Annotated in this window: 26 protein-coding genes; 18 read left to right on the forward strand and 8 right to left on the reverse strand. The window is 73.0% G+C overall.

The features are described 5' to 3' along the window. Positions 1 to 86: 86 nt before the first annotated feature. The 5 genes from ACJX2R_RS33235 to ACJX2R_RS33255 all read left to right on the forward strand — a co-directional run bounded on the left by ACJX2R_RS33235 (position 87) and on the right by ACJX2R_RS33255 (position 6443). A complete protein-coding gene (locus ACJX2R_RS33235; RefSeq protein ID WP_413103134.1) occupies positions 87 to 2360 on the forward strand; it encodes a hypothetical protein in 2274 nt (757 codons plus the stop codon). A 328-nt stretch (positions 2361 to 2688) separates the two neighbouring features. Then, positions 2689 to 3654 (forward strand): ABC transporter ATP-binding protein, encoded by a 966-nt coding sequence (locus tag ACJX2R_RS33240; protein WP_413103135.1) that lies wholly within the window; start codon positions 2689 to 2691, stop codon positions 3652 to 3654. Continuing rightward, positions 3651 to 4394: an ABC transporter permease gene (locus ACJX2R_RS33245; RefSeq protein WP_413103136.1), complete on the forward strand. Its 744-nt coding sequence runs from the start codon at positions 3651 to 3653 to the stop codon at positions 4392 to 4394. Before ACJX2R_RS33240 ends, ACJX2R_RS33245 begins: the two co-directional genes overlap by 4 nt. 100 nt (positions 4395 to 4494) lie before the next feature. Next, entirely contained in the window at positions 4495 to 5763 is a 1269-nt protein-coding gene (locus tag ACJX2R_RS33250) for a sensor histidine kinase (RefSeq protein ID WP_413103137.1), read from the forward strand. 107 nt (positions 5764 to 5870) lie between these two features. Continuing rightward, complete coding sequence (locus ACJX2R_RS33255; protein ID WP_413106003.1) at positions 5871 to 6443, forward strand: DNA-binding response regulator; 573 nt, start codon at positions 5871 to 5873, stop codon at positions 6441 to 6443. Positions 6444 to 6482: 39 nt separating this feature from the next. Here the strand turns inward: ACJX2R_RS33255 and ACJX2R_RS33260 are convergent, their stop codons facing one another. Next, a complete protein-coding gene (locus ACJX2R_RS33260) occupies positions 6483 to 7265 on the reverse strand; it encodes an MBL fold metallo-hydrolase (RefSeq protein WP_413103138.1) in 783 nt (260 codons plus the stop codon). A gap of 99 nt (positions 7266 to 7364) precedes the next feature. On the opposite strand from ACJX2R_RS33260, the gene ACJX2R_RS33265 reads away from it, so the two are divergent. Next, a complete protein-coding gene (locus ACJX2R_RS33265; RefSeq protein ID WP_262703583.1) occupies positions 7365 to 7967 on the forward strand; it encodes a TetR/AcrR family transcriptional regulator in 603 nt (200 codons plus the stop codon). 175 nt (positions 7968 to 8142) lie between these two features. Here ACJX2R_RS33265 and ACJX2R_RS33270 read toward each other — a convergent pair whose 3' ends face one another. Further along, positions 8143 to 8979: a transglutaminase-like domain-containing protein gene (locus tag ACJX2R_RS33270; RefSeq protein WP_413103139.1), complete on the reverse strand. Its 837-nt coding sequence runs from the start codon at positions 8977 to 8979 to the stop codon at positions 8143 to 8145. 18 nt (positions 8980 to 8997) lie between these two features. Next, positions 8998 to 10014 carry a GNAT family N-acetyltransferase gene (locus ACJX2R_RS33275; RefSeq protein WP_413103140.1) on the reverse strand — a complete coding sequence of 339 codons (1017 nt, stop codon included), beginning with the start codon at positions 10012 to 10014 and terminating at the stop codon, positions 8998 to 9000. Positions 10015 to 10128: 114 nt separating this feature from the next. Here ACJX2R_RS33275 and fdxA point away from each other — a divergent pair, with 114 nt between their 5' ends. Together fdxA and dapC are read left to right on the forward strand one after the other, a co-directional pair. Continuing rightward, a complete protein-coding gene (gene fdxA, locus ACJX2R_RS33280) occupies positions 10129 to 10455 on the forward strand; it encodes a ferredoxin (RefSeq protein WP_014054705.1) in 327 nt (108 codons plus the stop codon). A 259-nt stretch (positions 10456 to 10714) separates the two neighbouring features. Then, positions 10715 to 11812, forward strand: a complete 1098-nt coding sequence (dapC, locus tag ACJX2R_RS33285; protein ID WP_413103141.1) for a succinyldiaminopimelate transaminase — start codon at positions 10715 to 10717, stop codon at positions 11810 to 11812. A gap of 284 nt (positions 11813 to 12096) precedes the next feature. On the opposite strand, the gene ACJX2R_RS33290 is transcribed toward dapC, so the two are convergent. Next, positions 12097 to 12750, reverse strand: coding sequence for a hypothetical protein (locus ACJX2R_RS33290; protein ID WP_413103142.1), 654 nt, complete (start codon positions 12748 to 12750; stop codon positions 12097 to 12099). Between the two features lie 214 nt (positions 12751 to 12964). Next, the gene (locus ACJX2R_RS33295) at positions 12965 to 13885 is read right to left on the reverse strand and encodes a hypothetical protein (RefSeq protein ID WP_413103143.1); all 921 of its coding nucleotides are present in this window, start codon (positions 13883 to 13885) and stop codon (positions 12965 to 12967) included. A gap of 175 nt (positions 13886 to 14060) precedes the next feature. On the opposite strand from ACJX2R_RS33295, the gene dapE reads away from it, so the two are divergent. Together dapE and ACJX2R_RS33305 are read left to right on the forward strand one after the other, a co-directional pair. Further along, positions 14061 to 15131 (forward strand): succinyl-diaminopimelate desuccinylase, encoded by a 1071-nt coding sequence (gene dapE / locus ACJX2R_RS33300; RefSeq protein ID WP_413103144.1) that lies wholly within the window; start codon positions 14061 to 14063, stop codon positions 15129 to 15131. A 943-nt stretch (positions 15132 to 16074) separates the two neighbouring features. Beyond that, the gene (locus ACJX2R_RS33305) at positions 16075 to 16824 is read left to right on the forward strand and encodes a TIGR00730 family Rossman fold protein (RefSeq protein WP_020868627.1); all 750 of its coding nucleotides are present in this window, start codon (positions 16075 to 16077) and stop codon (positions 16822 to 16824) included. Between the two features lie 29 nt (positions 16825 to 16853). Here ACJX2R_RS33305 and folP read toward each other — a convergent pair whose 3' ends face one another. After that, the gene (gene folP / locus ACJX2R_RS33310) at positions 16854 to 17714 is read right to left on the reverse strand and encodes a dihydropteroate synthase (RefSeq protein ID WP_413103145.1); all 861 of its coding nucleotides are present in this window, start codon (positions 17712 to 17714) and stop codon (positions 16854 to 16856) included. A gap of 137 nt (positions 17715 to 17851) precedes the next feature. Here folP and ACJX2R_RS33315 point away from each other — a divergent pair, with 137 nt between their 5' ends. After that, positions 17852 to 18385, forward strand: coding sequence for a DivIVA domain-containing protein (locus ACJX2R_RS33315; RefSeq protein WP_413103146.1), 534 nt, complete (start codon positions 17852 to 17854; stop codon positions 18383 to 18385). Continuing rightward, complete coding sequence (locus tag ACJX2R_RS33320; protein WP_413103147.1) at positions 18382 to 18978, forward strand: DNA-3-methyladenine glycosylase I; 597 nt, start codon at positions 18382 to 18384, stop codon at positions 18976 to 18978. Before ACJX2R_RS33315 ends, ACJX2R_RS33320 begins: the two co-directional genes overlap by 4 nt. A 125-nt stretch (positions 18979 to 19103) precedes the next feature. Here ACJX2R_RS33320 and ACJX2R_RS33325 read toward each other — a convergent pair whose 3' ends face one another. Then, positions 19104 to 19910 (reverse strand): enoyl-CoA hydratase-related protein, encoded by an 807-nt coding sequence (locus ACJX2R_RS33325; protein ID WP_413103148.1) that lies wholly within the window; start codon positions 19908 to 19910, stop codon positions 19104 to 19106. A gap of 356 nt (positions 19911 to 20266) precedes the next feature. Here ACJX2R_RS33325 and ACJX2R_RS33330 point away from each other — a divergent pair, with 356 nt between their 5' ends. Beyond that, a complete protein-coding gene (locus ACJX2R_RS33330; protein ID WP_003966491.1) occupies positions 20267 to 20434 on the forward strand; it encodes a DUF3117 domain-containing protein in 168 nt (55 codons plus the stop codon). 263 nt (positions 20435 to 20697) lie between these two features. Here the strand turns inward: ACJX2R_RS33330 and ACJX2R_RS33335 are convergent, their stop codons facing one another. Beyond that, positions 20698 to 21363 carry an O-methyltransferase gene (locus ACJX2R_RS33335; RefSeq protein WP_137979415.1) on the reverse strand — a complete coding sequence of 222 codons (666 nt, stop codon included), beginning with the start codon at positions 21361 to 21363 and terminating at the stop codon, positions 20698 to 20700. A 130-nt stretch (positions 21364 to 21493) separates the two neighbouring features. Here ACJX2R_RS33335 and sigE point away from each other — a divergent pair, with 130 nt between their 5' ends. The 5 genes from sigE to ACJX2R_RS33360 all read left to right on the forward strand — a co-directional run bounded on the left by sigE (position 21494) and on the right by ACJX2R_RS33360 (position 26682). Continuing rightward, complete coding sequence (gene sigE / locus ACJX2R_RS33340) at positions 21494 to 22309, forward strand: RNA polymerase sigma factor SigE (protein WP_262703594.1); 816 nt, start codon at positions 21494 to 21496, stop codon at positions 22307 to 22309. Then, positions 22306 to 23229, forward strand: coding sequence for an anti-sigma factor family protein (locus ACJX2R_RS33345; protein WP_413103149.1), 924 nt, complete (start codon positions 22306 to 22308; stop codon positions 23227 to 23229). The genes sigE and ACJX2R_RS33345 overlap by 4 nt, the downstream gene beginning before the upstream one ends. 373 nt (positions 23230 to 23602) lie before the next feature. After that, positions 23603 to 25333, forward strand: coding sequence for a trypsin-like peptidase domain-containing protein (locus ACJX2R_RS33350; protein ID WP_413103150.1), 1731 nt, complete (start codon positions 23603 to 23605; stop codon positions 25331 to 25333). Positions 25334 to 25432: 99 nt separating this feature from the next. Then, complete coding sequence (locus ACJX2R_RS33355) at positions 25433 to 25903, forward strand: sec-independent translocase (protein WP_037952227.1); 471 nt, start codon at positions 25433 to 25435, stop codon at positions 25901 to 25903. Between the two features lie 119 nt (positions 25904 to 26022). Beyond that, positions 26023 to 26682: a hypothetical protein gene (locus ACJX2R_RS33360; protein ID WP_262703598.1), complete on the forward strand. Its 660-nt coding sequence runs from the start codon at positions 26023 to 26025 to the stop codon at positions 26680 to 26682. Positions 26683 to 26793 lie beyond the last annotated feature (111 nt).

Here is a 26793-nt window from a genome sequence, read left to right on the forward strand (position 1 = left end):
GTCCGCACCGCCCAGTATGGTGGTGCCGCCGCCGAGCCGCCCGCGCGAGGTCTGACGGGCGGCGGAGCTAACTGGGAGAACCTGCTTTGAGCCGTGAATCTGACAGTTCGTCCTCCGGGCCCCGGGAGGGAAGCGGCGGTGCCGCCTACCCGTCGGGCACCCCGCCGTACGGATCCCGCCAGTACCCCTCGCCGAACCCCACGCAGGAGGCCCCGCAGGGCGCCGCCGAGGATGGGCAGGCGCGTGCCGCGGCCAAGCCGGAGGAGCCGAAGACCGAGACCACGCTGACGACCCGGATCAAGATCAACATTCCGGGGTCGCGGCCCATCCCGCCGGTGGTCATGCGCACGCCCGTCGCGGAGGACGGCGTACCCGCGCCGCGCTCCGGCGGGGACGACGACGCCGCTGAGCGCACCAGCGCCCTGCCCCGGGCCGACTTCACGCCGACGCCCGAGCGCGGTGTGCCGGCCGAGCCCGGCGGGGCCAAGGAGCCCGCCGAAGGCCGGGAGAGGAAGAGCGGCAAGGGCGACGGCGAGCGGACCAGCGACTGGTTCGCGCCCCGTAAGCCCAGAAGCGGCTCGTCGGCCACGGGCAGCACCCCGAAGCCGCCGGTGCCCCCGGCCCCCGACGCCACGCAGGGTTTCCCGGCGCCGGACACCACGCAGGGATTCCCGGCGCCCGACACCACTCAGGGGTTCCCTTCCCCGGAGACCACGCAGGGATTCCCCTCGCCGGAGACCACGCAGGGATTCCCGGCGCCTGACACCACTCAGGGATTCCCGGCGCCCGACGCCACTCAGGGATTCCCGGCGCCGCAGCAGGGCGGCGGCCCCGTCGCCGATCTGCCGTACTTCACCGACGCCCAGGCGCCGTCCGGCCACCCCGAGCCGACCGGGCCCACCACCGGCCCGGTCACCGGCGACATGTACGTGCCGCCGTCCGGCCCCGGCGCGGGCCCGCGCGACAGCGACTTGCTGGCCCCGCCCGGACCCGGCCCCGCGGGCGGCCCGTACGGCGGTGACCCGCAGACGCCTCCGGGCGGAGTGGGCCCGCTGGCCGGGGGAGGCCCGGCCGGTCAGCCGCCGACCCCGCCGGGTGGCTCGCCGCTGTCCGGCAGCCTCGGCGCCACCACCGGTGTGGGCCCGCTGACCGGCCCTGGGGCGGGGTCCGCCGACGGCCTCGGAGCCGATCCGTCCCCCTCGCTGTTCCGCGATCCCGAGCCCACGCCGACCGGCGGCGTGCCGCCGGAGCAGATCTCCAGCGACACGCTGGTCAGCGGGGTGCCCGTGGTGCCCTCGGCCGAGGGCCGGGCCAAGCCGCCGTCCCCGCCCGTTCCGGGCGGCCCGGGGGCCCCGGCGCCCGGCGGCGACAGCGCCCCGGCGCCGTCCGCCCCGAAGGCCGGCAAGCCCAAGAAGAAGGGCCGGTCCAAGGTCGTCATGGCCGGGGGCCTGCTGTTCGTGATCGCGGGCGGGGCCTACGCGGCCGGTCTGGTGATGAACCACGCCGATGTGCCGAACGGCACCACCGTCCTCGGCGTCGACATCGGCGGCACCTCCAAGGAGGTCGCCGTCGACAAGCTGGACACCGCGCTGGGCAAGCGCACCACCGCCCCGCTGACGGTGTCGGTCGACGGCCAGGAGAAGGAGATCAAGCCCTCCGTCGCGGGCCTGGCGCTCGACACCGAGGCCACGGTCCGGAACGTCGCGGGCCGGGACTACAACCCGGTCACCGTGATCGGCTCGCTCTTCGGCGGCACCCATGAGGCCGAACCGGCGGTCACCGTCGACGAGGAGAAGCTGCGGGACGCCCTGGAGCGGCTCGCGGGCCACTCCGGCACGGCCCGCGAGGGCGGCATCAGCTTCACCTCCGGCAAGGCCGTCCCGGTGTACGGCAAGGAGGGCAAGGGGCTGGACGTGGACAAGGCGGTCAAGGCCGTCTCGGACGGGTTCCAGCTGCGCGCCGAGACCGGGCAGAACAAGGCCATCACCCTGCCGGTCACCATCAAGCGCCCCACGGTCAGCAAGGCCGAGGTGGACCGGAAGCTGAAGAGCTTCGCCGAGCCCGCGATGTCGGGGCTGGCCACGGTCCAGACGGACGCCCAGCATTCGATCCCGTTCGGCCCGGACAAGTCGCTGCCGAAGATCCTCTCCATGCGGGTGGTCGACGGCAAGCTGGTGGAACACTACGACCTGGCCGTCCTCAAGCAGCTCTACGGCAGCACCTTCGACGGCGTTCTGCTGGAGCGGGGCGACGGCTCCAAGAAGCCCGTCACCCCGGAGGACGTGGAGTCGGCGCTGCGCCTGGCGTTGCGCGGCAAGACGCCCAGCGAGCGCATCGGCGTCATCGGCAAGGACAACTGACCGGCCCGTCACGCACGGCCGGACGACGCGGCCCCCGCCCGGCACCGGGCGGGGGCCGCGTCGTGTCTGCCCCGGGCCGCGTCCCTAGCAGGTCAGAGGAAGTCCGCTACGGTGCGGGCAGCGCCCCGAAGGGGCGCGGGGCTGTGTCGATGTGCGGCTCCGCCGCGTGGGACCAGCCACGACGGCGCCGCAGTCGGCCGACGACGCATCGCGATACTTCCAGCGGAGCGCTTAGGCTGTGTCACGGCCCGGCCCATGACATCTGTCATCTCCAGGTCACGACCGCTGACACTGCCGGTCACCCCCGCCCTCGGCCAGTCTTATGGCCATGACCGCAACGACCGCTGTTTCCGCCCCCGGCACCGGGGCCGCCACCACGGGCGCCCCGCCCGTGGTCCGCTTCGAGAAGGTGAACAAGGCCTACGGCGGTGTGCGCGCCGTGACCGATCTCGATCTCACCCTGTACCCGGGGGAGACCGTCGCCCTGCTGGGCCCCAACGGCGCCGGTAAGTCCTCCACCCTCGATCTGCTGCTCGGCCTGCGCCACCCCGACTCCGGCCGGGTGGAGGTCTTCGGCACCACCCCGCGCCAGGCCATCGTCCGCGGCCGGGTCGGCGCGATGCTCCAGAGCGGCTGTCTGATGGAGGAGGTGACGGTCCGCGAACTGGTGGGGCTGGCCTGCGATCTGCACCCCAAGGGGCATCCGGTGGACGAGGTGCTGGAGCGCGCGGGGATCGCCGAGATCGCCTCCCGCAAGGTGAACAAGCTCTCCGGCGGCCAGGAGCAGCGGGTGCGCTTCGCGTTCGCCACCGCCGGGGCCTCCGATCTGATCGTGCTGGACGAGCCCACGACCGGTATGGACGTCTCGTCCCGGCAGACCTTCTGGGGCGCGATGCGGGAGCAGGCGAAGCAGGGCCGCGCCATCCTGTTCGCCACCCACTACCTCGATGAGGCGGACGCCATCGCCGACCGGGTGATCGTGCTGCACCGCGGCCGGGTGCTGGCCGACGGCTCCTCCGCCGAGATCAAGGCGATGGCCGGGGCCCGCCGGATCTCCTTCGAACTGGACGGACCGGTCGACGAGACGGCGCTGCGCGCCCTGCCCGCGCTGACCAGGGTCGAGATTTCGGGGCGTACCGTACGGATACGGTCGACCGACGCGGACGCGACCGTCCACGCGGTCTACGGGCTCGGGCTCTATCCGCACGGGCTCGAGGTCACCGGCCTCGGCCTGGAGCAGGCGTTCCTCGCCATCACCGACGCCGCCGCGGCAGATGAGGAGTCCGCACGATGAAGACGCTGGTCAAGCTGGAGATCGCGCGGACCCTGCGCAATCGCAAGTTCATGTTCTTCACGATCATCTACCCGTCCGTGCTCTTCCTGCTGATCGCGGGCAGCACCGACGCCGACGACCGCGTGCCCGGCACCGGGCTGTCGATGCCGCTCTACTACATGGTCGCGATGGCCTCCTTCGGGGCGCTGACCGCCGGTCTGATGGGCAACGGCGAGCGGATCGCCAAGGAGCGCGAGGGCGGCTGGACCCGGCAGCTGCGGCTCACCCGGCTGCCCGGACGCGGCTATGTGGGGGCCAAGATCGCCGTGGGTGCGGTGGCCACCCTGCCGTCGATCGTGATCGTCTTCGTGGTGGCCGCCGTCGCCAAGGGCGTACGGCTGGACGAAGTCTGGGAGTGGCCCGCGCTGACCGCCGCGATCTGGGCGGGCTCCCTGGTCTTCGCCGCGCTCGGGGTGGCCATCGGATATCTGGCGAGCGGGGACGCGGTACGGCCGCTGACGATGATCATCTACTTCGGTCTGTCGATCCTCGGCGGGCTGTGGATGCCCACCACGTCGTATCCGGACTGGCTGCGGAACATCGGCGACTATCTGCCCACCCACGCCTACACCGCCCTCGGCCAGGCGATCGAGCTGGGCGGCGCCCCGCACACCAGGGACGTGGCGCTGCTCATCGGCTACCTCGCGGTCTTCGCGGGCGGTGCGGCGTGGCTGTACCGCAAGGACACCCGTAAGGCGTGAGGGATGCCGCAAGGCGTGAGCGCGCCCGTAAGGCGTGAGGGACACCCGTAAGGCATGACCGAGGGAGTGGCCCGAGGCGTGATCCGAGGAGAGAAGAACCATGGCTGACCGGGCCGAGTGGACCGACGGCGATCCGGAAGTCCGCCCCGGCGCGCGCCGCCGGCTGATCTGGTGGGCCGACGCGATGGCGTACGACGCGGAGAACGACCGGGTGGCCGCCATCGGGCAGCCCCCCGAGAACCGCAAACAGGCGCTGGTCAAGCTGTTGTGGATCGGGATCTGGATGGCCTATATGGGCGCGCCGGTGAGCGATCTGGCCGATGGCCATCACACCGCCCTGGGCACCGTGTGCGGCGGGTTCGGCCTGCTGGTCTTCGTCGCCGTCTATCTGGGGCTGGTCTTCCGGCACACCGGGCGGGCGCTGAGCAGGTACGCGGTCCTGGGGGCGCTGGGCGTGATCAGCGTGCTCGCCGCCGCACTCACCCTCACCATGGGCGACGACTGGCTGGTGCTCTCGGTCTATGTGTCCGTCGCCTTCGGGGCGGTGCTGCCACTGCGGCTGTCGAGCTGGGCGATCCCGCTGAACACGGCGTTCATGGTGGGTATCGGGGTGCTGGTGCGCGGCTCGCACGGACTGGTGTCCGCCCTGGTCATCCCCTCGCTGCTCGGCGGCTTCGCGATGAGCGCGGTGGGGCAGATGGTCCGCACCACCCGGGCGCTGCGCGCCGCCCGCGCCACCGTGGCCCAGCTCGCCGCCAACGAGGAGCGGCTGCGGCTCGCCCGCGATCTGCACGATCTGCTGGGCCACTCGCTCTCCCTGATCACGCTCAAGAGCGAGCTGGCGGGGCGGATGCTGCCCGACAAGCCCGAGCAGGCGGCGCGGCAGGTGGCCGATATCGAGCGGGTCAGCCGGCAGGCGCTGGTGGACGTCCGGGAGGCGGTCAGCGGCTTTCGACGCCCCACCTTGGAGGCCGAGGTCGCCGGGGCCCGTACCGCCCTCGCCGCCGGGGGCATCGCCGCCGACCTGAGCCGGGCCGGTACCCACCACCCCGACCTTCCGCCCGACCAGGAGGGGGCGCTGGCCTGGGCGCTGCGCGAGGCGGTCACCAATGTGGTGCGGCACAGCGGGGCGCGGCGCTGTGCGGTGACGCTCGACGAGACGGGCGACGAGCTGCGCCTGACCGTCACCGACGACGGCCGCGGCGCCACCGGCCCGCACGGCAACGGGCTCACCGGGCTGGCCGAGCGGCTCCAGCTGGCCGACGGGCGCCTGGAGACCGGCCCCGGCGAGCGCGGCGGCTTCACCCTCCGGGCCCTGGTCCCGCTCTCCCGCGGCGCCCACGTGGAGCTGCCCTCGCAGACCGCGTAGGACAGGCCGCGCCGTAGCGAAGGCGGGCAGTCCGGTGGGCCCTGGCCGCCGGGGGAGCGGTTACGCTGCGGGGCGTGATCCGGGTACTGCTGGCCGAGGACCAGTCCATGGTGCGGGAGGCGCTGGCCGCGCTCCTCGGGCTCGACGGCGAGATCGAGGTCGTCGCGCAGGTGGCGCGCGGTGACGAGGTCGTGGACGCCACCCGGACCCATCGCCCCGATGTGGCGCTGCTGGACATCGAGATGCCCGGTATGAGCGGGATCGAGGCCGCCGCCGCGCTGCACCGGGCCGAGCCCGGGATCCGGATCGTGATCCTTACCACCTTCGGCCGCCCCGGCTATCTGCGCCGCGCCATGGAGTCCGGCGCCGACGCCTTCCTGGTCAAGGACGCCCCGGCGGCGCAGCTCGCGGACGCGATACGGCGGGTGCTGCGCGGGGAGCGGGTGATCGACCCCACGCTGGCCGCCGCCGCGCTCGTGGACGGGGCCAGCCCGCTGACCGCGCGGGAGCGCGAGGTGCTGCGCGCCTCGGCGGACGGCTCGACCAACGCGGAGCTGGCCCGCGCGCTGAACCTGTCGCCGGGTACGGTCCGCAACTACCTCTCCACGGCCATCCAGAAGACCGCCGCCCGCAACCGCGCCGACGCCGTCCGCATCGCCCGCGACAAGGGCTGGCTGTAGCGCCCGCGGGCCAGGCCCTTCCGGGGTGCCCGTTTCCGGTCATGTGGCCAGGTCAAGCCATTCCCCGACGGCCAGTGCGTGTGCGCGTCGTCCGGCGTGGGTGCGGAACTCATTCTCCGGGTCGGAGACCTCGACGTAGCCCGCGATCTTGTCCGGCTGCTCCGTCTCGTAGTGCATCGGCACCGCGTACCGGGCGTCGAGGATCTCCGCGGCCGCGGCGGCCTGCCTCGGGTCCATCGCGGCGGGCAGCGGGCTCGGCGGTTGCAGGTGCGGTGCGTCGACCACCGCGCCGTTGGCGGGCAGGAACACCGCGTCGAACGGGCTGAACCGGCGCGCGATGAGCCACCAGTAGCCGTGGAACATCGTGTCGCCGCCGTGGAAGACCCGCTGCCCGTCGGCCTGCACCACCCAGTTCAGCTGCGGGTCGCCCAGTCCGTCGACGGAAGGGACCGCGGTGACGCGGAACGGCCCGACTTCGCGGGTGGACCAGGCATCCACGACCTCGGCGGCCAGCCGGTGCAGGGCCAGCTCGTGCTCGGCCGGCAGCGTCGTCACGTTGTCCACGTCGTCGCCGTGACCGGGCGCCGGACGCAGCACCGGCGCCCCCGGCGTCAGTGCGCCCGCGAGCGCGGACGCGTCGGTGTGGTCCCGGTGCAGATGGGTGACCAGCGCGGCGGTGGCCTTCCCGCTCGGCGCCGCCAGCCCCACGCCGGGCTTCCACCCCGTGAACAGCGGTGAGAGGTCCCGTACGTAGTCGATCACCAGTCGCTCGCCACCTGCCTCGATCTCCAGTCCGGCCCAGCCCAGTCGTCGCACCCGCATCTCGCACTCCTTCGTCGCGGTGGTTTTCGATTGCCGCGGAATTTAGCGTACGGTCGTTCGTTAAAGCAATAGCGAACGTACGTACGCTATTCTTGTCGCATGTCACCACGACGCTCAGCGGCCGAAGCGCAGGCCACCAGGGGGCGGATCCTCGGCCGTGCCGCCGAGATCGCCTCCGAGGAAGGGCTGGACGGCATCACCATCGGCCGGCTCGCCGAGGAGCTGGAGATGAGCAAGTCCGGGGTGCACAAGCACTTCGGCACCAAGGAGACGCTTCAGATCTCCACGCTGGACAAGGCGTTCGTGGACTTCTGGCACCGGGTGGTCGAGCCGGCGCTGGCCGAGCCGCCGGGTCTGCGGCGGCTGCGCGCGGTGTGCGCCAACTCCGTGGGCTACCTGGAAGCGCCACTGCTGCCCGGCGGCTGCCTGATGACCGCGGCGCTCACCGAGTACGACGGCCGACCCGGCCGGGTCCGCGACGCGGTGGCCGAGGTGTGGTCGCGCTGGCGGGAACGGCTGCGGGCGGACCTGACCGCGGCGGTGGAGAACGGCGAGCTACCCGCCGGGTTCGACATCGACCAGGCGCTGTTCGAGATCGTCGCCGCCGGACTGGCGCTGAACGCGGCCATGCAGCTCGAGCACGACCGGGCTGCCGCGGGCCGGGCCCGCCGCGCGATCGAACGGGCCCTGGACCAGTCCTGACCGCACACCAGACCGGGCCCCTGGACTCCGGGCCCCTGGACTCCGGGGCCTTGGGTGCCGCCCTGCCAGGCGGCGGAGCCGCGTATCGATGCAGCGGGAAGGGGCGGGGAGGGGAGGCTCGCGACAGGCGCCCGAACCGTCCGACGCCCCTGGTCCAGCCCCTGGCCCAGCCCCCCTAGTTCAGCATCGCGCGGGCGGCGCGGGCCTGGCGGCGTATCGTCTCTGCGGCGTCGGGCTCCACCGCCGCCACGACCTCCGCGTAGTCCTCCAGCTCCTTGGCGCCGGTCAGGAACTCGCCCCGCTCCACGAGGAGTTTGGCCCGCTCGTAGCGCAGTTCGGCCGGGTGGCTGGGCAGCAGCAGGGACAGCTCCAGCGCCCAGAGCCGGACATCGGTGCGCTCGGGGCGGGCGGACGCCCAGGCGCGGATGTTGTTGAGGATCCGCAGCACGATGTCCAGCGGTCCGGCCGGGGTCAGCATCGACGGCGAGAGCGGGGCGCCCGTGGCCCCCGACACCAGCGTCGCCGCGTCCTCGGCGGACAGCGGCCGCCCGCCGTCGAACGGGTCGGCCAGTACATGGCCGCCGTAAGGATCCCCGAAGCCGACCACGAAGTGGCCCGGCAGCCCCACCCCGTACACCGGCGCGCCCGCCCGCCGGGCCACCTCCATCCAGACCACGGACAGCAGGATCGGCAGCCCGCGGCGGCGCCGCAGCACCTGGTGGAGGAGTGAGGACTCCAGCCGCCGGTAGTCGGCCGGGCCGCCCCGGAAGCCATGGCGCTCACCGAGGAGGCGGGCCAGCGCGGCGGCCCAGTCCTCGGGGCCGCCGGGGGAGAAGGGGAGCTGACCGGCCAGCCGGTCCAGCTCGATCTGCGCTTCGTCGATTCCGGTCTCGTCCAGGCCGGGGTCGGCCTCCATGCCGACCAGCAGGCACAGCAGCGCCAGATCGGGGCGCTCTTCGCGGGCCGCGTCGGCGAACCAGCGGCGGCGGGAGACGTCGTTCATCCGTGGCATAGCCGCCTCGTACCCTGCTCAGCGCGGATCCTTCCCGGACACGCGCCAGTGATGATAGCTGTGGTGGACGGTGAAGCCCATGCCCTCGTAGAGGGCGTGCGCCCCGCCATTGTCCGTCTCCACCTGGAGATACGCGGCCGAGGCGCCCTCGTCGAGCGCCTTCCGGGCCAGCGCCGTCATCACGGCCTTGGCCAGGCCCTGGCGCCGCCGCTCCGGGGCGACCTCCACGGCGGTGAACCCGGCCCAGCGGCCATCCACCACACAGCGCCCGATCGCGGCCGGGGCGCCGCCCTCTTCAGCCGCTATGGTCGCGAACCACACCGACGGGCCGCCCGACAGCACCGTCCGCGCCTCGGGCGAGGGCTCGCCGGACGACCGCTGGTAGCGAGTCAGCCAGGCGTCGTCGAGCCGGGCGGAGAGCGTCACCGCCGAGGTGTCGGCGTCCAGGTCCCCGATGGGGGCGAGCGCCGCGATCTCCATCAGCGAGGAGACCTCCCGTATCCAGCCGCGGCTCTCCAGCTCCGCCGCGAGTAGTTCCTGGGTGCCCTCGGCGCCCGTGCTGACCTGGATGTACGCGGGCAGCTCCCGAGCCGCGTACCATTCGGTCACCCGGCGCAGCGCCGCGTCGAGCCCCATCCCGGGGTCGCCGAGGGGCAGTACCGAATTGGCGCGCCGGGTGAATCCGCCGGAGGCGCGCAGCGTCCACTCGCCCAGTGGTTCACTGGTCACCGGCGGCCACGCACGGGCGGCGACCCGGTCCAGCTCGGGCGCGCTCGTCGCGGGGCCGCGGCGGCGGGCCGGAGCGGCGGGCACCACCTTCCCCGCCACCAGGGACGACTCGGCGATCCGGACCGGCTCACCGGTACGCCGGGTGATGGAGAGCGTGCCCTCGGTCCACGATGTGAGAACCCCGACCACGTCGGTGAAGGTGGCGCCGGGCTCACGATCTTCGGTCAGAAGCCTGACTGAGACGCGTTTTCCCACGTCATCCGGGGTGATCCGGACTTCGAGACGTCCGCCAGTGGTGAAATCCACAGCTCTGTCAGCCCCTCATGTGCGCTCGGTGCCCAAGAACGGAGATACTAGGTGTGGGCATCGACGACGCCGCGCTCCCGCGCGATAGCAGCCCTAACGAGGAGGAACGACAGCGTGACCTACGTCATCGCGCAGCCTTGTGTCGACCTGAAGGACAAGGCGTGCATCGAGGAGTGCCCCGTCGACTGTATCTACGAGGGCCAGCGGTCCTTGTACATCCACCCGGACGAATGCGTCGACTGCGGGGCCTGTGAGCCGGTCTGCCCGGTCGAGGCGATCTTCTACGAGGACGACACTCCCGAGGAGTGGAAGGACTACTACAAGGCGAACGTCGAGTTCTTCGACGAGCTCGGTTCGCCCGGTGGCGCGAGCAAGCTCGGCCTGATCGAGCGGGACCACCCCTTCATCGCCGCGCTTCCGCCGCAGGAGCACGACGAGTAAACCCCTGCCCCGGCGCCATCGCCCGGAAGCAGTCGGCGGTCCCGTATGGCCTTGTGGCCTGCGGGACCGGGCTGTTTTCCGGGCCTCGCGGGCGCTCCCGTGGACCTCGCGGGCGCTCCCGCGGGTTTCGCTGGCGCTTTGCGGGTTCCGTCGGCGCTCCCGCGGGTTCCGTCGGCGTTACCGCGGGTTTCCCCCGCGCTCCCGCGGGTTTTCCCGGGCCCCCACGGCCCGGGCAGTTCCGAAGAAAGCGAGCCACCCCGTGCCACCCGTCTCCGCCCGCCTCCCGGTCTTCCCCTGGGACCGGCTCGAACCGTACAAGGCGACCGCCGCGGCCCACCCCGACGGCATTGTCGACCTCTCGGTGGGCACCCCCGTCGACCCGGTCCCCGAGCTGATTCGCGCGGCGCTCGCCGACGCCTCGGACAGCCCCGGCTATCCGACCGTCTGGGGCACGGCCGCGCTGCGTGACGCCCTCACCGGCTGGGTGGAGCGGCGGCTGGGCGCGGCCGGGGTGACCCACACCCAGGTGCTGCCGGTGGTCGGCTCCAAGGAGCTGGTGGCCTCGCTGCCGGCGCAGCTGGGCCTCGGCCCCGGCGACCGGGTCGCCTTCCCGCGGCTCGCCTACCCGACGTACGAAGTGGGCGCGCGGCTGGCGGGCGCCGAGCCGGTGCCGTACGACGAGCCCACGGAGCTCGACCCGGCCGGGCTGAAGCTGCTGTGGCTCAACTCCCCGTCCAACCCCACCGGCCAGGTGCTGTCCAAGGACGAGCTGCGCACCGCGGTCGCCTGGGCCCGTGCCCACGGGGTGCTGGTGGTCAGCGACGAGTGCTATCTGGAGCTGGGCTGGGAGGCCGATCCGGTCTCCGTGCTCCACCCGGAGATCTCCGGCGGCTCCTTCGAGGGGCTGGTGGCGGTCCACTCGCTCTCCAAGCGGTCCAATCTGGCGGGCTACCGGGCGGCCTTCCTCGCCGGTGACGAGGCGGTGCTCGGCGAACTGCTGAAGATCCGCAAGCACGGCGGGATGATGGTCCCCGCACCGGTGCAGGCCGCCACGGCCGCGGCGCTCGGCGACGACAAGCATGTGACGGAGCAGCGCGAGCGCTACGAGCGGCGCCGGGCCGCGCTGCGGACGGCGCTGGCGGGCCACGGCTTCCGCATCGAGCACAGCGAGGCGTCGCTGTACCTGTGGGCGACGCGGGACGAGCCCTGCTGGGACACCGTGGGCGCCCTCGCCGAACTGGGCATCCTGGTGGCGCCGGGCGAGTTCTACGGCGCGGCGGGGGAGCGGCACGTCCGGGTCGCGTTCACGGCGACCGACGAGCGCGTGGAGGCGGCGGTCCGCCGGCTGGGGGGCTGAGAACGGGAAGCCGCCTGGGGTGCCCCACGAGTCGCGCCGCCTGCGGCGGGCTGCTCCCCTCCCCACCCCTTCCCACAACTGGGGCTCCGCCCCAGACCCCACAACCGGGACTCCGCCCCGGGCCCGGGGGCCAGGGGCGGAGCTCCTGGTAGCGGGGAGGGGAGAGCATCGCTGTGCGGCTCCGCCGCGCGACCCGCCGGGTACCCCGCCGCGGGCTGATGGGTCCGAAGAGGCCCGGGGAGTACGAGAACTCCCCGGGCCCCTTCGGACGTCCGGGCCGACGATCAGCCGAGCAGCGGCAGGCCCTGGATCGGCAGGCCCCTGACCGGGAGGTCCGGGCTCTGCGGGGCGCTGGGCGCGGGGGCCTGCGGGGCGGCGGCCGGGGCGGGCCGTGCGGGCCGCACCGCCTTGCCCTTGCCCTTGGCGTGGGCGCCACCCTTGCCCTTCCCGTGCCCGAGGGCCCGGCCCTCGCCCTTACCGGCGGCCTTGGCGTGGGCCGCCCTGACCGGGGCGCTCTTGGCGGCCTTGTGGGACTTGGCGGCCTTCACGCCCTTGGCGGGCTTCGCGGTCTGCGCGGACTTCGCGGTCTGCGCGGGCTTTGCGGAATTGGCGGGATTGGCGGGCTTCGCAGCATCAGCGGGCTTCGCGGGCTTGGCCGGGGTCACGTTCGCCGGGGCGGCCCTGCCCCGCAGGATCCCCTTGACGGTCCCGCCGGCCTTGCCGCTGACTTCACCCGCCGTGCTCCCGACCTGCTGCGAGGCGACGTCGGCCACCTCACCGACCGAGGCGGTGTCCAGCGAGGACAGCCCCAGGTTGGAGGACTGCGGCTGGGCCGGCTCCGCCGCACTCGCGGCGCCGACCGCACCGACGACGGGAGCCGCGCTCGCCGCGACCAGTAGCGCCGTGCGGGCGATCCGACGGGTGAGAGGGAGGGACATAGTGCTCCTTTGACGAGGGGACAATTGGCGTCTGTGTCCGGCGATTCGGACGCTGTGAATACCGCGTGAACCTCGCGAAGGTTGCGGTGCCCCAAGGCAAAGAGTTGGCAATGCGTCGCATTATCCGTTTCTGCGCGTAATACGCCCGGGCCATTCCGCCCTACGCACCACACAATCCACCATCAGCCCCTCTGAACTGCGGTGATTCCATGCGCTATCGCATGGTGTCGATCCGTACTTCCGCCCCGGGAATCCCCTTGGCCGGACGCCAACCCGCCCCGGAATTCCGCGCGTTCCATTCGTGCTTGCCGTAAGAGACACGTTCGATGCGCAACTCGTCCGAGTGGGCCACCGCCCAGTGCGCGACCTCCCAGCCGCGCTGCCCGGCGCGTCCCGGGGCCGCCGCCTTGGGCACCGGAACCAGCACCGTGTGCGGCGAGGGGGCGGCCTGCTGACCGCCGCCGTGCCCGGCCAGGGCCGGTCGCGCCTCCGTCTCCGGGCCGAACTCCCGCTTCAGCGCCGCCCGTACCCGCACCGGATCGCCCGCCTCGCCGTCGTCCGGCGGCCCCGGGCAGCTGAGGGCCGCCCCGGAGCGCCCGGTGAGCGCGCCGGTCAGCACCACCGCCTCGGTCTCGTGCTTCGCGTACGCCTGCGGGAAGCCGCTGCGCTGCACCCGCTGCGCCGCCACCGTCAGCGGCAGCCGCGAATAGCCGGGCATCCGCACCAGGTCGTCGTAGAACTGCCCGGCGGCGTAGACCGGATCGCGGATCTGCCGCACACTTCCCCAGCCCTGGGAGGGGCGTTGCTGGAACAGCCCCTGCGAATCCCGGTCGCCGTGGCGGATGTTGCGCAGCCCCGACTCCTGGAGGGCGGTGGCCAGCGCGATGGTGACGGCCCGCTCGGGCAGTCCGCGGGAGGCGGCCACGGCCTCGATCGTGGCGGCGTTCACGGTCTGTTCGGGGGAGAGCCGCACTTGGACGCCGCCCGCCCGTACGACACAGCGCGGCGGTCCCACACCGCCCGTCACCAGCTGCGCCGCCAGATATCCGGCCAGGCCCAGCAGTACGGCACAGGCGACCGCGGCCCGCAGCAGCCGGGCGCGGTGGGAGAAGACGGACAGGGGCACGGGCCACACGGTACTGGAGCCTCACGCGGCCTGTTTCCGGTTCCCGGGCGCGGGGTGGGGAACACCACGTTCGCGGCACCGGCGGCCGGGGCCGGGGCCGGGGGCCGCTCCCGGGGCCGGGGGGGGGAGGGGGCATTGGGCAGGGGGCGCCGGGCGCGCGGGCCGACCGGCTAGGGTCGCGGGTATGGCACACCCAGCACTCGACCTGTCCCTGGACGCGGCCCGGCTCACCGCCCGGCTCGTCGACTTCCCCTCGGTCAGCGGTGAGGAGAAGGCGCTCGCCGACGCCGTGGAGCAGGCCCTGCGGGCCCTGCCCCAGCTGACCGTCGACCGGGACGGGGACGCCGTCGTGGCCCGCACGAACCTGGGCCGGGACGAGCGGGTCGTGCTGGCGGGCCATCTGGACACCGTGCCGATCGCCGACAACGTGCCCTCGCGCCTCGACGACGACGGCGTGCTGTGGGGCTGCGGCACCTCCGACATGAAGTCCGGCGTCGCCGTACAGCTGCGCATGGCCGCCACCGTGCCCGCGCCCAACCGCGACCTCACCTTCGTCTTCTACGACCACGAGGAGGTCGCCGCCGAGCTCAACGGGCTGGGGCGGCTGGCCAGGAACCACCCCGAGTGGCTGGCCGGGGACTTCGCCGTGCTGCTGGAGCCCACCGACGGCAAGGTCGAGGGCGGCTGCCAGGGCACGCTGCGGGTACGGGTGAGCACCCAGGGGCGGCGCGCCCACTCCGCGCGCAGCTGGCTCGGCGAGAACGCCATCCACAAGGCGGCGCCGATCCTGGACCGGCTGGCCGGTTATATGCCCCGGCGGGCGGAGATCGACGGGCTCACCTACCGCGAGGGCCTTAACGCCGTGACGATCGAGGGCGGCCACGCGACCAATGTCATCCCCGACTTCTGCACGGTGACGGTGAACTTCCGCTTCGCCCCCGACCGCTCCGAGGACGAGGCGCTCGCGCATGTCCGCGAGGTCTTCACCGGCTTCGAGGTCGAGCTCACCGACAGCGCGCCCGGTGCCCTGCCCGGTCTCGCCCATCCGTCGGCCGCCGCTCTCGTGGCGACGCTCGGGGTGGAGGTGGCGCCCAAGGACGCCTGGACCGACGTGGCCCGCTTCTCGGCGCTCGGCGTGCCCGCCGTGAACTACGGCCCCGGCGATCCGAAGCTGGCCCACACCCGCGAGGAGCACGTTCCGGTCGCCGCCGTCCTGGAGGCCGAGGAGCGCTTGCGGGCCTGGCTGACCAGCTAGGCGGCGCCCGACGGCCCGCACCGCCTGCGGCGGGCTGCTCCCCTCCCCGCCCCTTCCCGAAACCGGTGCCCCGCCCCGGACCCCGAGACCGGGGCTCCGCCCCAGCCCCCGGGGCCGGGCTCGGCCCCGGCCCCCGATGCCGGGGCTTCGCCCGGGTCCCGAAACGGAGCTCCGCCCCAGGCCCCGGAGTGTGCTCCGATCCGGATTCCGGGATCGGGGCCCGCCTCGGCCCCCGAGACCGGGGCTCCGCCCCAGCCCCCTCGGGGCCGGGCTCGGCCCCGGCCCCCGATGCCGGGGCTTCGCCCGGGTCCCGAAACGGAGTTCCGCCCCAGGCCCCGGAGTGTGCTCCGATCCGGACTCCGAGATCGGGGCTCCGCCCCAGCCCCTCGGGGCCGGGCTCGGCCCCGGCCCCCGATGCCGGGGCTTCGCCCGGGTCCCGAAACGGAGCTCCGCCCCAGGCCCCGGACTGTGCTCCGATCCAGACTCCGAGACCGTGGCCCGCCTCGGACCCCGAGACCGGGGCCCGTCCTGGACTCCGAGACGGGGGCCCGCCCCAGCCCCCTCGGGGCCGGGCTCGGCCCGGGCCCCCGAGACCGGGGTCCGCCCCGGACCCCGAAGCCGGGACTTCGCCCCAGCCCCCGGGCCGGGGCTCTGTTACTCCCCTCCTCCCCGCGGCATCCGCTATGCGGCTTCGCCCCGTTGCAGGGGCTCCGTCCCGGGGTTCGGGGGCTCGGGGGTTCGGCCTCGGGGTTCAGGGGCGGAGCTCCTGGTGGTGGGAAGGGGCGGGGAGGGGACAGACGCGCCGGGTGCCCCGTAGCTGCCCTGTGTGATCAGCGGTTCGGTGGGTGAGCGTGGCCCGGATTTCGGCTGTATGCCCTCCAAGGGGCCTACCCTGAAGCACAGATCTTTGACCAGATCTTGGTCTTGGCGAAGGGAGCACTCAGTGGGCAACGCCGAAGAAGAGCGAGCGCTGCGGGAGCAGCGTCTGGGCCCGGTCGTGCGCCGCCGCCATCAGATGCGGCCCGAGACGACCGACCAGCGGCTCCTGGACACCCAGGGGGCGACCCACTGGGTGCACGAGGACCCGTTCCGGGTGATGCGCATCCAGTCGGAGTTCGTCGAAGGCTTCGGCACCCTGGCGGAGCTGGGCCGGGCGATCAGCGTGTTCGGTTCGGCCCGTACGCCCGAGGGGTCCCCGGAGTACGAGGCGGGGGTGCGGATCGGCCGGGCCCTCGCGGAGGCGGGCTTCGGGGTGATCACCGGCGGCGGCCCCGGCGCGATGGAGGCGGCCAACCGCGGTGCGACCGAGGCGGGCGGCGTCTCGGTCGGCCTGGGCATCGAGCTGCCGTACGAGCAGGGCCTGAACCCGTACGTCGACATCGGGGTCAACTTCCGCTACTTCTTCGTGCGAAAAACGATGTTCGTGAAGTACGCCCAGGGGTTCGTGGTGCTGCCCGGCGGGCTCGGCACGCTCGACGAGTGCTTCGAGGCGCTCACCCTCGTCCAGACCAAGAAGGTCACCCGCTTCCCGATCGTTCTCTTCGGCAGCGCCTACTGGAAGGGCCTCGTCGACTGGCTCACCAACACCCTCATCGCCGAGGGCAAGGCGTCCCCGCACGACCTGGACCTGTTCCACCTCACCGATGACATCGACGAGGTGATCGACCTGGTGACCAAGGAGTCCGGCCCCTGACCGCGAGCGGCGTCTCCTCAACGGCCCGCTCAGGCCAGTCCCCGGCGGGCGACCGCCGGGGGCCGGTGGCCCGCGATGGACGACACCATGTCCAGCACCTGGCGGGTCTCCGCCACCTCGTGCACCCGGTAGATCCGGGCCCCCAGCCAGGCCGATACGGCGGTCGTCGCGAGCGTGCCGATCAGCCGCTCCTTGACCGGCCGGTCCAGGCTCTCGCCGACGAAGTCCTTGTTGGACAGCGAGACCAGGACCGGCCAGCCGGTCTCCGTCAGCTCGCCCAGCCGGCGCGTCGCCTCCAGTGAGTGGCGGGTGTTCTTACCGAAGTCATGGCCCGGGTCGATCATGATCCCGTCGCGCCGCACCCCCAGTTCGACGGCGCGCTCCGCGAGCTCCAGGGTGACCCGCAGGATGTCCTCCACCACATCGTCGTAGCCGATCCGATGCGGGCGGGTGCGCGGCCGGGCCCCGCCCGCGTGGGTGCACACCAGCCCGGCGCCGTACCGGGCGGCGACCTCGGCCAGCTTGGGGTCGACCCCGCCCCAGGCGTCGTTGAGTACGTCCGCGCCCGCGGCGCAGACCGCCTCGCCGACCTCATGGCGCCAGGTGTCCACGCTGATCACCACGTCCGGATGGCGCCTGCGCACCTCGGCCACGAAGCCCACCGTGCGGCGCGCCTCCTCCTCGGCGCTCACCTCGTCGCCCGGACCGGCCTTGACGCCGCCGACGTCGATGATCGCGGCGCCGTCCGCGACCGCCTGCTCCACCCGGGCCAGGGCGGGCTCGTCGCTGAAGGTCGCACCCTGGTCGTAGAAGGAATCCGGCGTCCGGTTCACGATCGCCATGATCACCCGGTCGTCTTCGCCGAACTCACGTCGTCCCAGCCGCAGCATCGAACTTCCCTCACGTCTTCTTCCAGGTTGCGGGCAGCGACGATAACTGTCCGAGGGGCATGGCACGATCGGGGCAGACAGTTATCGAGGCCGACGGACACAGACTCAACCATGCATCTGACGGGGAGACGATCACCGTGTTCTTGTTCTTGCTGATCGCGCTGGTCGTTGTGGTCGGCGGGGTCACGCTCGCCGTCGTCGGCGGCGGTGATGGCCCGCTCACCGACGCGCCCCCGGACCGGCTGGACGATCCGCTGCCCGCCGACCGGCCGCTGGGGCGCGCCGATGTGGAGTCGCTGCGGCTCCCCATGACGCTGCGGGGCTACCGGATGGCGGACGTGGACGATGTGCTGGGCCGCCTCGGCGCCGAGCTCGCCGAGCGCGACGCCCGGATCGCCGAGCTGGAGACGGCGCTCGCCGGTCCGCGCCCGAAGCCGTTGTCGCCCTCCGGGCCCGGCCCCGATCCGCTGTCGGCCCCGGAGAGCGACCATGGCTTCGGGCCGGGCGTCCTCGAGGGCCCCGGCCCTGGCCCCGGCCCCGAGCGGCGCCATTTCGAGGACGGCGGTTTCGAGGAGGACGGCTTCGAGGGCAGGGGCTTCGACGCCTTCGGGCGGCGCGGCTTTGACGGAAACGGCTTCGAGGGCCGCGGTTACGAAGGGCATGGCGCATGAGCGAGCAGGGTGTGGTCGAGGGGCCGGACGGTCTGCCGCGCTGTCCCTGGGGCCTGGAGAGCGAGTCCATGGCCGACTACCGCGTCTACCACGACACGGAGTGGGGCCGTCCGGTCCACGGCGATGACGCGCTCTACGAGCGGGTCTCCCTGGAGGCGTTCCAGTCCGGGCTGTCCTGGCTGACGATCCTGCGCCGCCGGGAGGGGTTCCGGGCCGCCTTCGCCGACTTCTCGATCAAGAAGGTCGCGGAGTTCACCGAGGCCGACGAGGAGCGGCTGCTCGCCGACCCCGGCATCATCCGCAACCGCGCCAAGATCGCCGCCACGATCGCCAACGCCCGCGCCGCGGCGGCCCTGGCCCCCGGTGAGCTGAGCGAGCTCATCTGGTCCCACGCCCCGGCCTCCGACGGCCGCCCGGCCCCGCGGACCTTCGCCGATGTCCCCGCGATCACCCCGGAGTCCACGGCCCTCAGCCGCGACCTCAAGAAGCACGGCTTCCGCTTCGTCGGCCCCACTACGGCCTACGCGCTGATGCAGGCATGCGGCCTGGTCAACGACCACCTGGCCGACTGCCACATCCGCGACGCGGTCTGAGCGCCCTGGCCCCCGGCGCCCGGCGCCCGGCGCCCGGCGCCCGGCCCCCGGCGCCCGGCCCCCGGCCCCGGCGCCTAGCGCCTGGCCCCCGGCTCCCAGCCGCCGATGGCCGGGTCGGGGGCCCGTCAGCGGCCGGTGAACCTCGGCTTCTCCTTGTTCACGAACGCGTTCACCGCGATGGCGTGGTCGTCCGAGGCCCCCGCGCGGCGCTGCAACTCGTCCTCCATGGCCAGGGCCTCGGTGAGGGTGTGGCCCGCGGCGAAGGCCAAGGACTCCTTGATCGCCGCATAGGCCGCGGTGGGGCCCTCGGCCAGCCGCCGGGCGACCGCCGCCGCCTCGGAGGCCAGCTCGTCGGCCGGGACCACCCGGTGGGCGATGCCCAGGCCGAGCGCCTCCTGGGCGTCGATGGTGCGCGGGAAGAGCAGCAGATCCGCCGCCCGGCCGTAGCCGATCAGCCGCTGAAGGGTCCAGGAGACCCCCGAGTCGGCGGTCAGCGCGACCCCGGCGAAGGAGGTGTTGAAGGAGGCGGTGTCGGCGACGATCCGGTAGTCGGCGGCGAAGGCGAAGCCCGCCCCGGCGCCCGCCGCGACGCCGTTGACCGCGGCGACCACCGGCTTCGGCATCCCGGCGATCGCGGTGACGATCGGGTTGTAGTGCAGCGCCACCGTGCTCATGGTCGAGCCCTCGCCGCTGCCGTCGCGGTCGGCGCCCAGCAGGCCGATGTGCTCCTTGAGGTCCTGGCCGACGCAGAAGGCGCGCGGCCCGGAGCCGGTGAGCAGCACGGCCCGTACCGCCGGGCTCTCCGCGGCCTCCAGCAGCGCGTCGCGCAGCGCCTCCTTGGTGTCGATGTTCAGGGCGTTCATCGCGTCGGGACGATTCAGCGTGATCGTGGCGAGACCCTCGGTGAGGTCGTAGAGCACGGCGTCGGCCATGGCGGTCCTCCGGCGGTGGGGCGAAGCGGGTGGGCGGCTCGGGCTGCGGCCGCACCGGCGGGCCCGGAAGGGGGCCCGCCGCGGCGGTCAGCGCACAGCATGCCGGAGATCATGACCGACCGACATGTGACCTGCGTCAAAGAACCGACCCTTCGTTCGGTGACGGCGGGCGTACGCTACCGCGATCGCCTCCCCGAATTGGGTGGTTTTGGGGGAACGCCTCGCACAGGCGTTGCCGACCGATGTTGGTCATCGGGTCGTGCCATGCGGGATAATGAGGGGGAAGCAACGTGTTCGATGCCGGTGACACCTGGGTTGTCGGCTGCGATGAGCTGGTTTCAGGAAGGGGAACGAGCATGGCGGCCATGAAGCCGCGGACGGGCGACGGCCCGCTCGAGGTGACCAAGGAGGGGCGGGGCATCGTCATGCGCGTTCCGCTCGAAGGCGGCGGTCGGCTCGTCGTCGAGCTGACACCGGACGAGGCCGACGCCCTCGGCGATGCCCTGAAGAAGGTTGTCGGCTGACGGCTTGCGACCCACCATCACCCGCGCGCTGCCCCGGCGGCCGGTACGTCAGGTACCGACCGCCGGGGCAGCGCTTGTACGGGGTTCCGCCGGAGACGGGGGACGGTCGCTCCCGGCGGTTCGGGCCGTTCGCGACCGCTCGGGCCGTTCCCGGCTATTCCTGGCCGTCCCGTCCGTTCCCGACCGTTCAAGCTATTCCCGGCCGTTCGGGCCGTCGCCGACCGCTCGGGCCGTGGGGATTCAGCCCCGTCCGGCCGTGGGGCTCAGCCCCGCTTGACCGCGCAGAGCAGGCCGTCGCCGACCGGCAGCAGGGACGACTGGAGCACGGTGGACTCCCGTACGGTCCGCAGCAGCTCGCGCACCCGCAGCACCTCCGTGGGCTGGGCCGCGGAGTCCACGGTCCGCCCGTTGGTGAAGACCCCCTCGAAGCAGACCAGCCCGCCCGGCCGCAGCAGCCGCAACGATTCGGCGAGGTAGTCCAGGCACTCCAGCCGGTCGCCGTCGCAGAAGACCAGGTCGTATCCGCCGTCGGCCAGCCGGGGCAGGACGTCGAGGGCGCGGCCGGGGATGAAGCGCGCCCGGTTCCCGGTGAACCCGGCCGCGCGGAACGCCTGCCGGGCGAACTGCTGCATCTCCGGTTCGGTGTCCACGGTGGTCAGCACGCCGTCCGGGCGCATTCCGCGCAGCAGGTGGATCCCGGAGACGCCCGTCCCGGTGCCGATCTCGGCGACGACCTTGGCGTCGGCGGTGGCAGCGAGCAGCCGCAGCGCGGCGCCGGTGCCCGCCGACACCGAGCGCAGCCCTGCTTCCCGGGCCCGGTCACGGGCCCAGTGAAGGGCTTCGTCCTCGGCGACGAACGCGTCGGCGAACGCCCAGCTCGTCTGCCGGTTGCCGGTAATGACCCTCTCCTGTCCCCGTAGTTGGCGCAACGGTGACTGTATCCGCTGCGCACGGGAACCCGCAGATGGGACCAGGCGTTGTAGAAGCCGGGGGGAGCGTATGGATCACGACCAAATGCAGGTCAAAAATGCTTATCCGGAGCTAACGGGCGAGGTGGATATGGTAGGGGCTCTACTGGACACCACCAGAGCCGACAGGGGAGGTGCGGCTGCGGCCGGTGACCGGAGAGTGCTGAAGCGCTTTCGCAGGTCAGTGGGCGAGCCGAAATCCGTGACCAACACCGCTGACCGTTCTCACCCCCGTAGCCCGAAGGGCACGGGAGGTGCGCCCCTCGCCGAGTCCGCCACCACCGCGACCTTCGCCACGGATGCGGACGCGGCGTGGACGCCTCCTACCTGGGAGGAGATCGTCAGCACTCACAGCGCACGGGTCTACCGCCTCGCCTACCGGCTCACCGGTAACCAGCACGATGCCGAGGATCTCACCCAGGAAGTGTTCGTCCGCGTCTTCCGCTCGCTGTCGACGTACACCCCGGGCACCTTCGAGGGCTGGCTGCACCGCATCACCACCAATCTCTTCCTCGACATGGTCCGCCGCCGGCAGCGCATCCGCTTCGACGCGCTCGGCGAGGACGCGGCGGAGCGGCTCCCCAGCCGCGAGCCCTCTCCCCAGCAGCACTTCAACGACACCCACTTCGACGCGGATGTGCAGCAGGCGCTGGACACCCTCGCCCCGGAGTTCCGCGCCGCCGTGGTGCTCTGTGACATCGAGGGGCTGTCGTACGAGGAGATCGCGGCCACCCTGGGCGTCAAGCTGGGCACCGTGCGCAGCCGTATCCACCGCGGCCGCTCGCATCTGCGCAAGGCGCTTCAGCACCGCGCCCCCGCGGCGCGGACCGGGCAGCAGCATGAGGTCGCCGCGGTGGCGCCGGGTGTCACGGCCCCCCGGCTGAGCGGGGAGGTCGGAATCGCGTGACCCGATCAGGCGGTCCGTCCCCCGCCGAGCAGCATCTCGGCGACCGCCTTGCGGCTCTGGTCGACGGTGAGCTGGGGCATGACGCGCGGGAGCGCGTCCTCGCCCATCTCGCCACCTGCTGCAAGTGCAAGGCGGAGGCCGATGCTCAGCGTCGGCTGAAAAACGTGTTCGCCCAGACGGCGCCCCCGGCACCGTCGGAGGGCTTTCTGGCCCGCCTCCAGGGCCTGCCGGCCACGGGCGGCGACGACGGTATGGGTGGCTCCCCCTTCGGGGGATCGGGCGTCTTCGGCCCGCGCGATCTGCGCGGCGGCTCACGGGACGTGCGCGAGGTGCGCGATGTGCGGGAGCCGGAGGAGAGACGGGAGCGGGCGTTCGCCTTCGTGCCCGCGATGCCCCCGGGCACCGCGATCGCACCGGCGGCGTCGGCCCGTGCCTCGCGTCAGCGCGGCTTCCGGATCCATGAGGTCGAGCGCCCCGCCCCGCGCCGCAGGTTCGCCTTCGCGGCGGCCGGAGCGGTCTCCCTGGCGGCCTTCGCGCTCGGCGCGGCCCTGCCGCTGGACGCGGCGGTCGACCCCCCGGGCAATTCGGCCGACGGCGCCGACACCGCGGTCTCCCCGGTGGGCGACGACACCGCCGTGAACGCGGGTGTGCGGGAGCGCACCCGCCAGGAGGTGGGCCTGCTGGCCACCACGGATGCCAGCACGGTCGCCCCGTCCCCGACGGCCACCCCGTACCCGCCGTCCCTGCGTCAGCCGGTGGCGGCGCTGAATCCGCTGATACAGCCGATTCTGTCGGTCACGGAGCTGCTGCGGACGTCGAACTCCACGCCCCCGGCCCCCCGGCCGACCCAGCTGGAGGTCCCGTCCGGGCCCGCGCCGGGCGGCTCGCCGTACCTCGGGGTCAGCGCGCCCCCGAAGTAGCGAAGTAGCGCGGAAGCGGTACGGAAGCAGCGCGTAAGCAGTACGACGGCGACCAGGGTGCCCGGTCTCGGGCCGTCCGTGTCTTTGCCGATCATGACAAGGTCTTTTCGTCCGTCCTGCGCGAGCGCCGACGGACCTGATTGAATCGCCTCCGGGCAGCGCGACCCGGAGGCGGTGATGTTATGTCCCCGGATGGGTGCAATGCTCTGGCCCGGGGTGCTGGGGTCTTCCGGCGAGTGAGCCGAAGGGGCGCGTCGCTGTCGAAAGGGAGAGCGCGCGCAGGGAGCGAGGAACGAGCGACCGAGCACGGTCGACCGTCGACAGCGACTGAAGCGCCCCGGAGGCGAACCGAGCCCTGAAAAAAAGGGAGATCATGGACGAGCCGAGGGCCCCTGGGCCCAAGCCGAAGCCGAGGTGGTGGAGCCGCCCGGCCGCCGCGCGACCCGGCGACCGGCCGAACGACGCGGCGGAGGGCGCCGAGGAGCGTACGGAGGCGGCCGCCGCGCAGGCGGCGCCGGAGCCGGTGGACGCCCCCGTGGAGGGCCCGGCGCCCGAGGAGCGGGCGCCCCGGCCGTTGCATGAGCCCGACCCGTACAGCACCCCGCCCTATGGCGACCCGGGGCCCTGGGCCCCGGCCCCGCCCGTTCAGCACCCGGTGGCGACCCCCGCGCAGGGCACGCACGTCCCGCCCGGGATGGCCCAGACGCCGCCCCAGGCGCCCCAGGCGCCCGGGATGACCCCGCCCCACGGCACCACCGTGCCCCCCGCCGCCGGGCCCGTACCGGGCCAGAGCGCGCCCCCGCCCCTGCCGCGGCACCCCGGGATGACCCCGCCGCACGGCACCCAGCTGCCTCCGGGCCCCGGAGAGCCCCACCAGGGCCACCAGAGCCATCAGAGCGCCCCCATGGCGCAGCCCGTCCAGGGCACCCAGTGGGGCGGCTATGACCCCTGGACGGTGGTCCCGCCACCCGCCGAGCGCGAGCGGAAGACCGTATCCCGCCGCGGCGCCTGGATCGCCGTGCTGCTGATCGCCCTGGTCGCCGGGTGCCTCGGCGGCGGTATCGGCGCCTACGCGGAGCGGGACCGCGCCTCCGGGGGCGTCGATGTGAAGCTGCCGCAGGCCCCGGTCGAGAAGGAGGCCAGGTCCCCGGGCAGCGTCGCCGGGATCGCCGCCAGGTCGCTGCCGGGCGTGGTGACCATCCATGTGCGCGGCGGCGCGGAGGAGGGCACCGGCACCGGCTTCGTGCTCGACAAGCAGGGCCACATCCTCACCAACAACCACGTCGTCCAGCCCGCCGGCGCGGACGGCGACATATCGGTGACCTTCAACAGCGGCCAGGACGCCAAGGCCGAGGTGATCGGCCGGGACGCCGGGTACGACCTCGCGGTGATCAAGGTCGACCGCGTCTCCGGGCTCACCCCGCTGCCGCTGGGCAACTCCGACTCGGTGCGCGTCGGCGACCCCGTCGTGGCCATCGGGGCCCCCTTCGACCTGGCGGGCACGGTCACTTCCGGGATCATCAGCGCCAAGGAGCGACCCATCACCGCGGGCGGCGAGAAGGAGGACGGCAGCGACGTCAGCTATGTCGACGCGCTCCAGACCGACGCCCCGATCAACCCGGGCAACTCCGGCGGCCCCCTGGTCGACCGCAAGGCGCGGGTCATCGGGATCAACAGCGCGATCCGGGCCGCCGACGACGGCTCGGGCCTCGGCGGCGGCCAGGGCGGCAGCATCGGCCTGGGCTTCGCCATCCCGATCAACCAGGGCAAGCGGGTCGCCGAGGAGCTGATCAACACCGGGAAGGCCACCCATCCGGTCATTGGCGTCACCCTCGACATGAGCTACACGGGCGACGGCGCCCGGGTGAACACCAAGGGCGCCGGCGGCGGCGCGCCGGTCACCGAGGACGGCCCAGGCGACAAGGCGGGGATCGAGCCCGGTGACGTGATCACGGAGGTGGACGGCGTCCGGGTGCACAGCGGCCAGGAGCTGATCGTGAAGATCCGCAGCCATCGCCCCGGGGACCGGCTCGAGCTCACCGTCAGGCGCGACGGCAAGGAGCGGGCCGCGGAGCTGACCCTGGGCTCGGCGAGCAGCGGCTGACGCCCGTTGTTGGCCCGGCCGTCTCCCGCGCCGACCCCACCGCCAGGTACGGTATTGAGTGGCCCAGGCCGGGGCCCAGACGTCTTGAGGAGCTGCAAGGTGTTGGACATAGGACCTCTCGAGCTTGTCGCGCTCGTTGTCCTTGCGGTGCTCGTCTTCGGCCCGGACAAGCTCCCGAAGGTGATTCGGGACGTGACGCAGTTCATCCGGAAGATCCGGGAGTTCTCCGACAGCGCCAAGGAGGACATCCGCTCCGAGCTGGGGCCGGAGTTCAAGGACTTCGAGTTCGAGGACCTCAACCCCAAGACGTTCGTGCGCAAGCACGTGCTGGACTCCGATGAGCTGGGCCTGAAGGAGATCCGTAACGGCTTCGACCTCCGCAAGGAGATGGCGGAGGTCGCCGACGCGGTGCACGGCCGGGAGAGTGATCCGCCGCAGGGCTCTTCAGGGGCTTCCGGCACTACCCCGCTGTCCCTGTCCAAGGATGACTCCAGCACGCCTGACCTGCTGCGCAAGCGCGAGGAGCCGGGACGCGAGGAGCGTCCGCCTTTCGACTCCGACGCCACTTGATCCCCCCGTATGCCCGGCCTGGTTGACCCGTATGGCTATCCTCCCTTTGTCCGGGGTGAGGGTCGCCCGAGGGGGGCGGGCCGCCCACGACGCAGGGCAAACGAGGAGGCCGCGCGCACATGGAGACCACGGGTCGGCTAGGGGAACGAGGGGTGGCAGCGGCCGCGCAGGGGATGCCCGCCGACGCCCGCCGGAGCGTTGACGGCTATCTGATGGCCGCCTTCCCCTGGTACGGGCTTGACGAGGCGTTCACCGGCCCCCGCTGGCTGATGCAGGTGGGTGCGGCCGCGGACGGCATCGTCGAGTACGGCTCGACCGGCCATGGCGAGGAGCCGTCCCTGCGGGTCGAGACCGATATGGAACAGCAGCGCTTCACGGTGGTCGTCACCGTCGCCAGCCGCCCGGGGCGGGACAGCGCAGACGGCACCGGCAAGCTGGAGGCCACCTCGGTCTCCTCGGCCGCCTGGCTGGCCGGCTCCGGTCTGTTGTCGTGCACCTGGCCGACCCGCATGGAGCGGGCGCTGCGCCAGGACTGGCTGGACCAGCAGACCGCGATCGCCTGGGAGCTGGCGGACGATCTGGAGGGCGAGAGCTGGTCACAGCTTTCGCTCCCGGTGGACGGGGTGCCGACCGACTTCCACTACCGCGAGTCGGAGTACGGCTGGGTGCTGGCCGGTACGGCGAACGAGGACGTGCACATCGGGGCGTACGGGCGCGGGATGAGCGCCTACGGCCTGGGCTTCGCCGTCGTGAAGGACATCGCCCGCTACGACGGGTAGGGGTGCGCCCGCACCCATGGCTCAGGGGCGGTTCCCCCGGGGGAACCGCCCCTGAGCCATAGGCCGTGGCCGTGAGCCATAGGCCGTGAGCCATAGGCCGTGAGCCATGGG

The sequence above is a fragment of the Streptomyces sp. Inha503 genome, assembly GCF_047215865.1.
Lineage (GTDB): Bacteria > Actinomycetota > Actinomycetes > Streptomycetales > Streptomycetaceae > Streptomyces > Streptomyces lycopersici.

What these genes read in the sequence shown, in the direction of transcription:
- dapE (WP_413103144.1), top strand. Translation starts at nt 14,061, where the DNA reads ATGGCACACCCAGCACTCGACCTGTCCCTGGACGCGGCCCGGCTCACC.
- sigE (WP_262703594.1), top strand. Translation starts at nt 21,494, where the DNA reads ATGGTAGGGGCTCTACTGGACACCACCAGAGCCGACAGGGGAGGTGCG.
- ACJX2R_RS33265 (WP_262703583.1), top strand. Translation starts at nt 7,365, where the DNA reads ATGTCACCACGACGCTCAGCGGCCGAAGCGCAGGCCACCAGGGGGCGG.
- ACJX2R_RS33255 (WP_413106003.1), top strand. Translation starts at nt 5,871, where the DNA reads ATGGTGCGGGAGGCGCTGGCCGCGCTCCTCGGGCTCGACGGCGAGATC.
- ACJX2R_RS33320 (WP_413103147.1), top strand. Translation starts at nt 18,382, where the DNA reads ATGAGCGAGCAGGGTGTGGTCGAGGGGCCGGACGGTCTGCCGCGCTGT.
- ACJX2R_RS33260 (WP_413103138.1), bottom strand. Translation starts at nt 7,265, where the DNA reads ATGCGGGTGCGACGACTGGGCTGGGCCGGACTGGAGATCGAGGCAGGT.
- ACJX2R_RS33360 (WP_262703598.1), top strand. Translation starts at nt 26,023, where the DNA reads ATGGAGACCACGGGTCGGCTAGGGGAACGAGGGGTGGCAGCGGCCGCG.
- ACJX2R_RS33270 (WP_413103139.1), bottom strand. Translation starts at nt 8,979, where the DNA reads ATGCCACGGATGAACGACGTCTCCCGCCGCCGCTGGTTCGCCGACGCG.
- ACJX2R_RS33330 (WP_003966491.1), top strand. Translation starts at nt 20,267, where the DNA reads ATGGCGGCCATGAAGCCGCGGACGGGCGACGGCCCGCTCGAGGTGACC.
- ACJX2R_RS33240 (WP_413103135.1), top strand. Translation starts at nt 2,689, where the DNA reads ATGACCGCAACGACCGCTGTTTCCGCCCCCGGCACCGGGGCCGCCACC.
- ACJX2R_RS33290 (WP_413103142.1), bottom strand. Translation starts at nt 12,750, where the DNA reads ATGTCCCTCCCTCTCACCCGTCGGATCGCCCGCACGGCGCTACTGGTC.
- ACJX2R_RS33325 (WP_413103148.1), bottom strand. Translation starts at nt 19,910, where the DNA reads ATGGCCGACGCCGTGCTCTACGACCTCACCGAGGGTCTCGCCACGATC.
- ACJX2R_RS33245 (WP_413103136.1), top strand. Translation starts at nt 3,651, where the DNA reads ATGAAGACGCTGGTCAAGCTGGAGATCGCGCGGACCCTGCGCAATCGC.
- folP (WP_413103145.1), bottom strand. Translation starts at nt 17,714, where the DNA reads ATGCTGCGGCTGGGACGACGTGAGTTCGGCGAAGACGACCGGGTGATC.
- ACJX2R_RS33350 (WP_413103150.1), top strand. Translation starts at nt 23,603, where the DNA reads ATGGACGAGCCGAGGGCCCCTGGGCCCAAGCCGAAGCCGAGGTGGTGG.
- ACJX2R_RS33250 (WP_413103137.1), top strand. Translation starts at nt 4,495, where the DNA reads ATGGCTGACCGGGCCGAGTGGACCGACGGCGATCCGGAAGTCCGCCCC.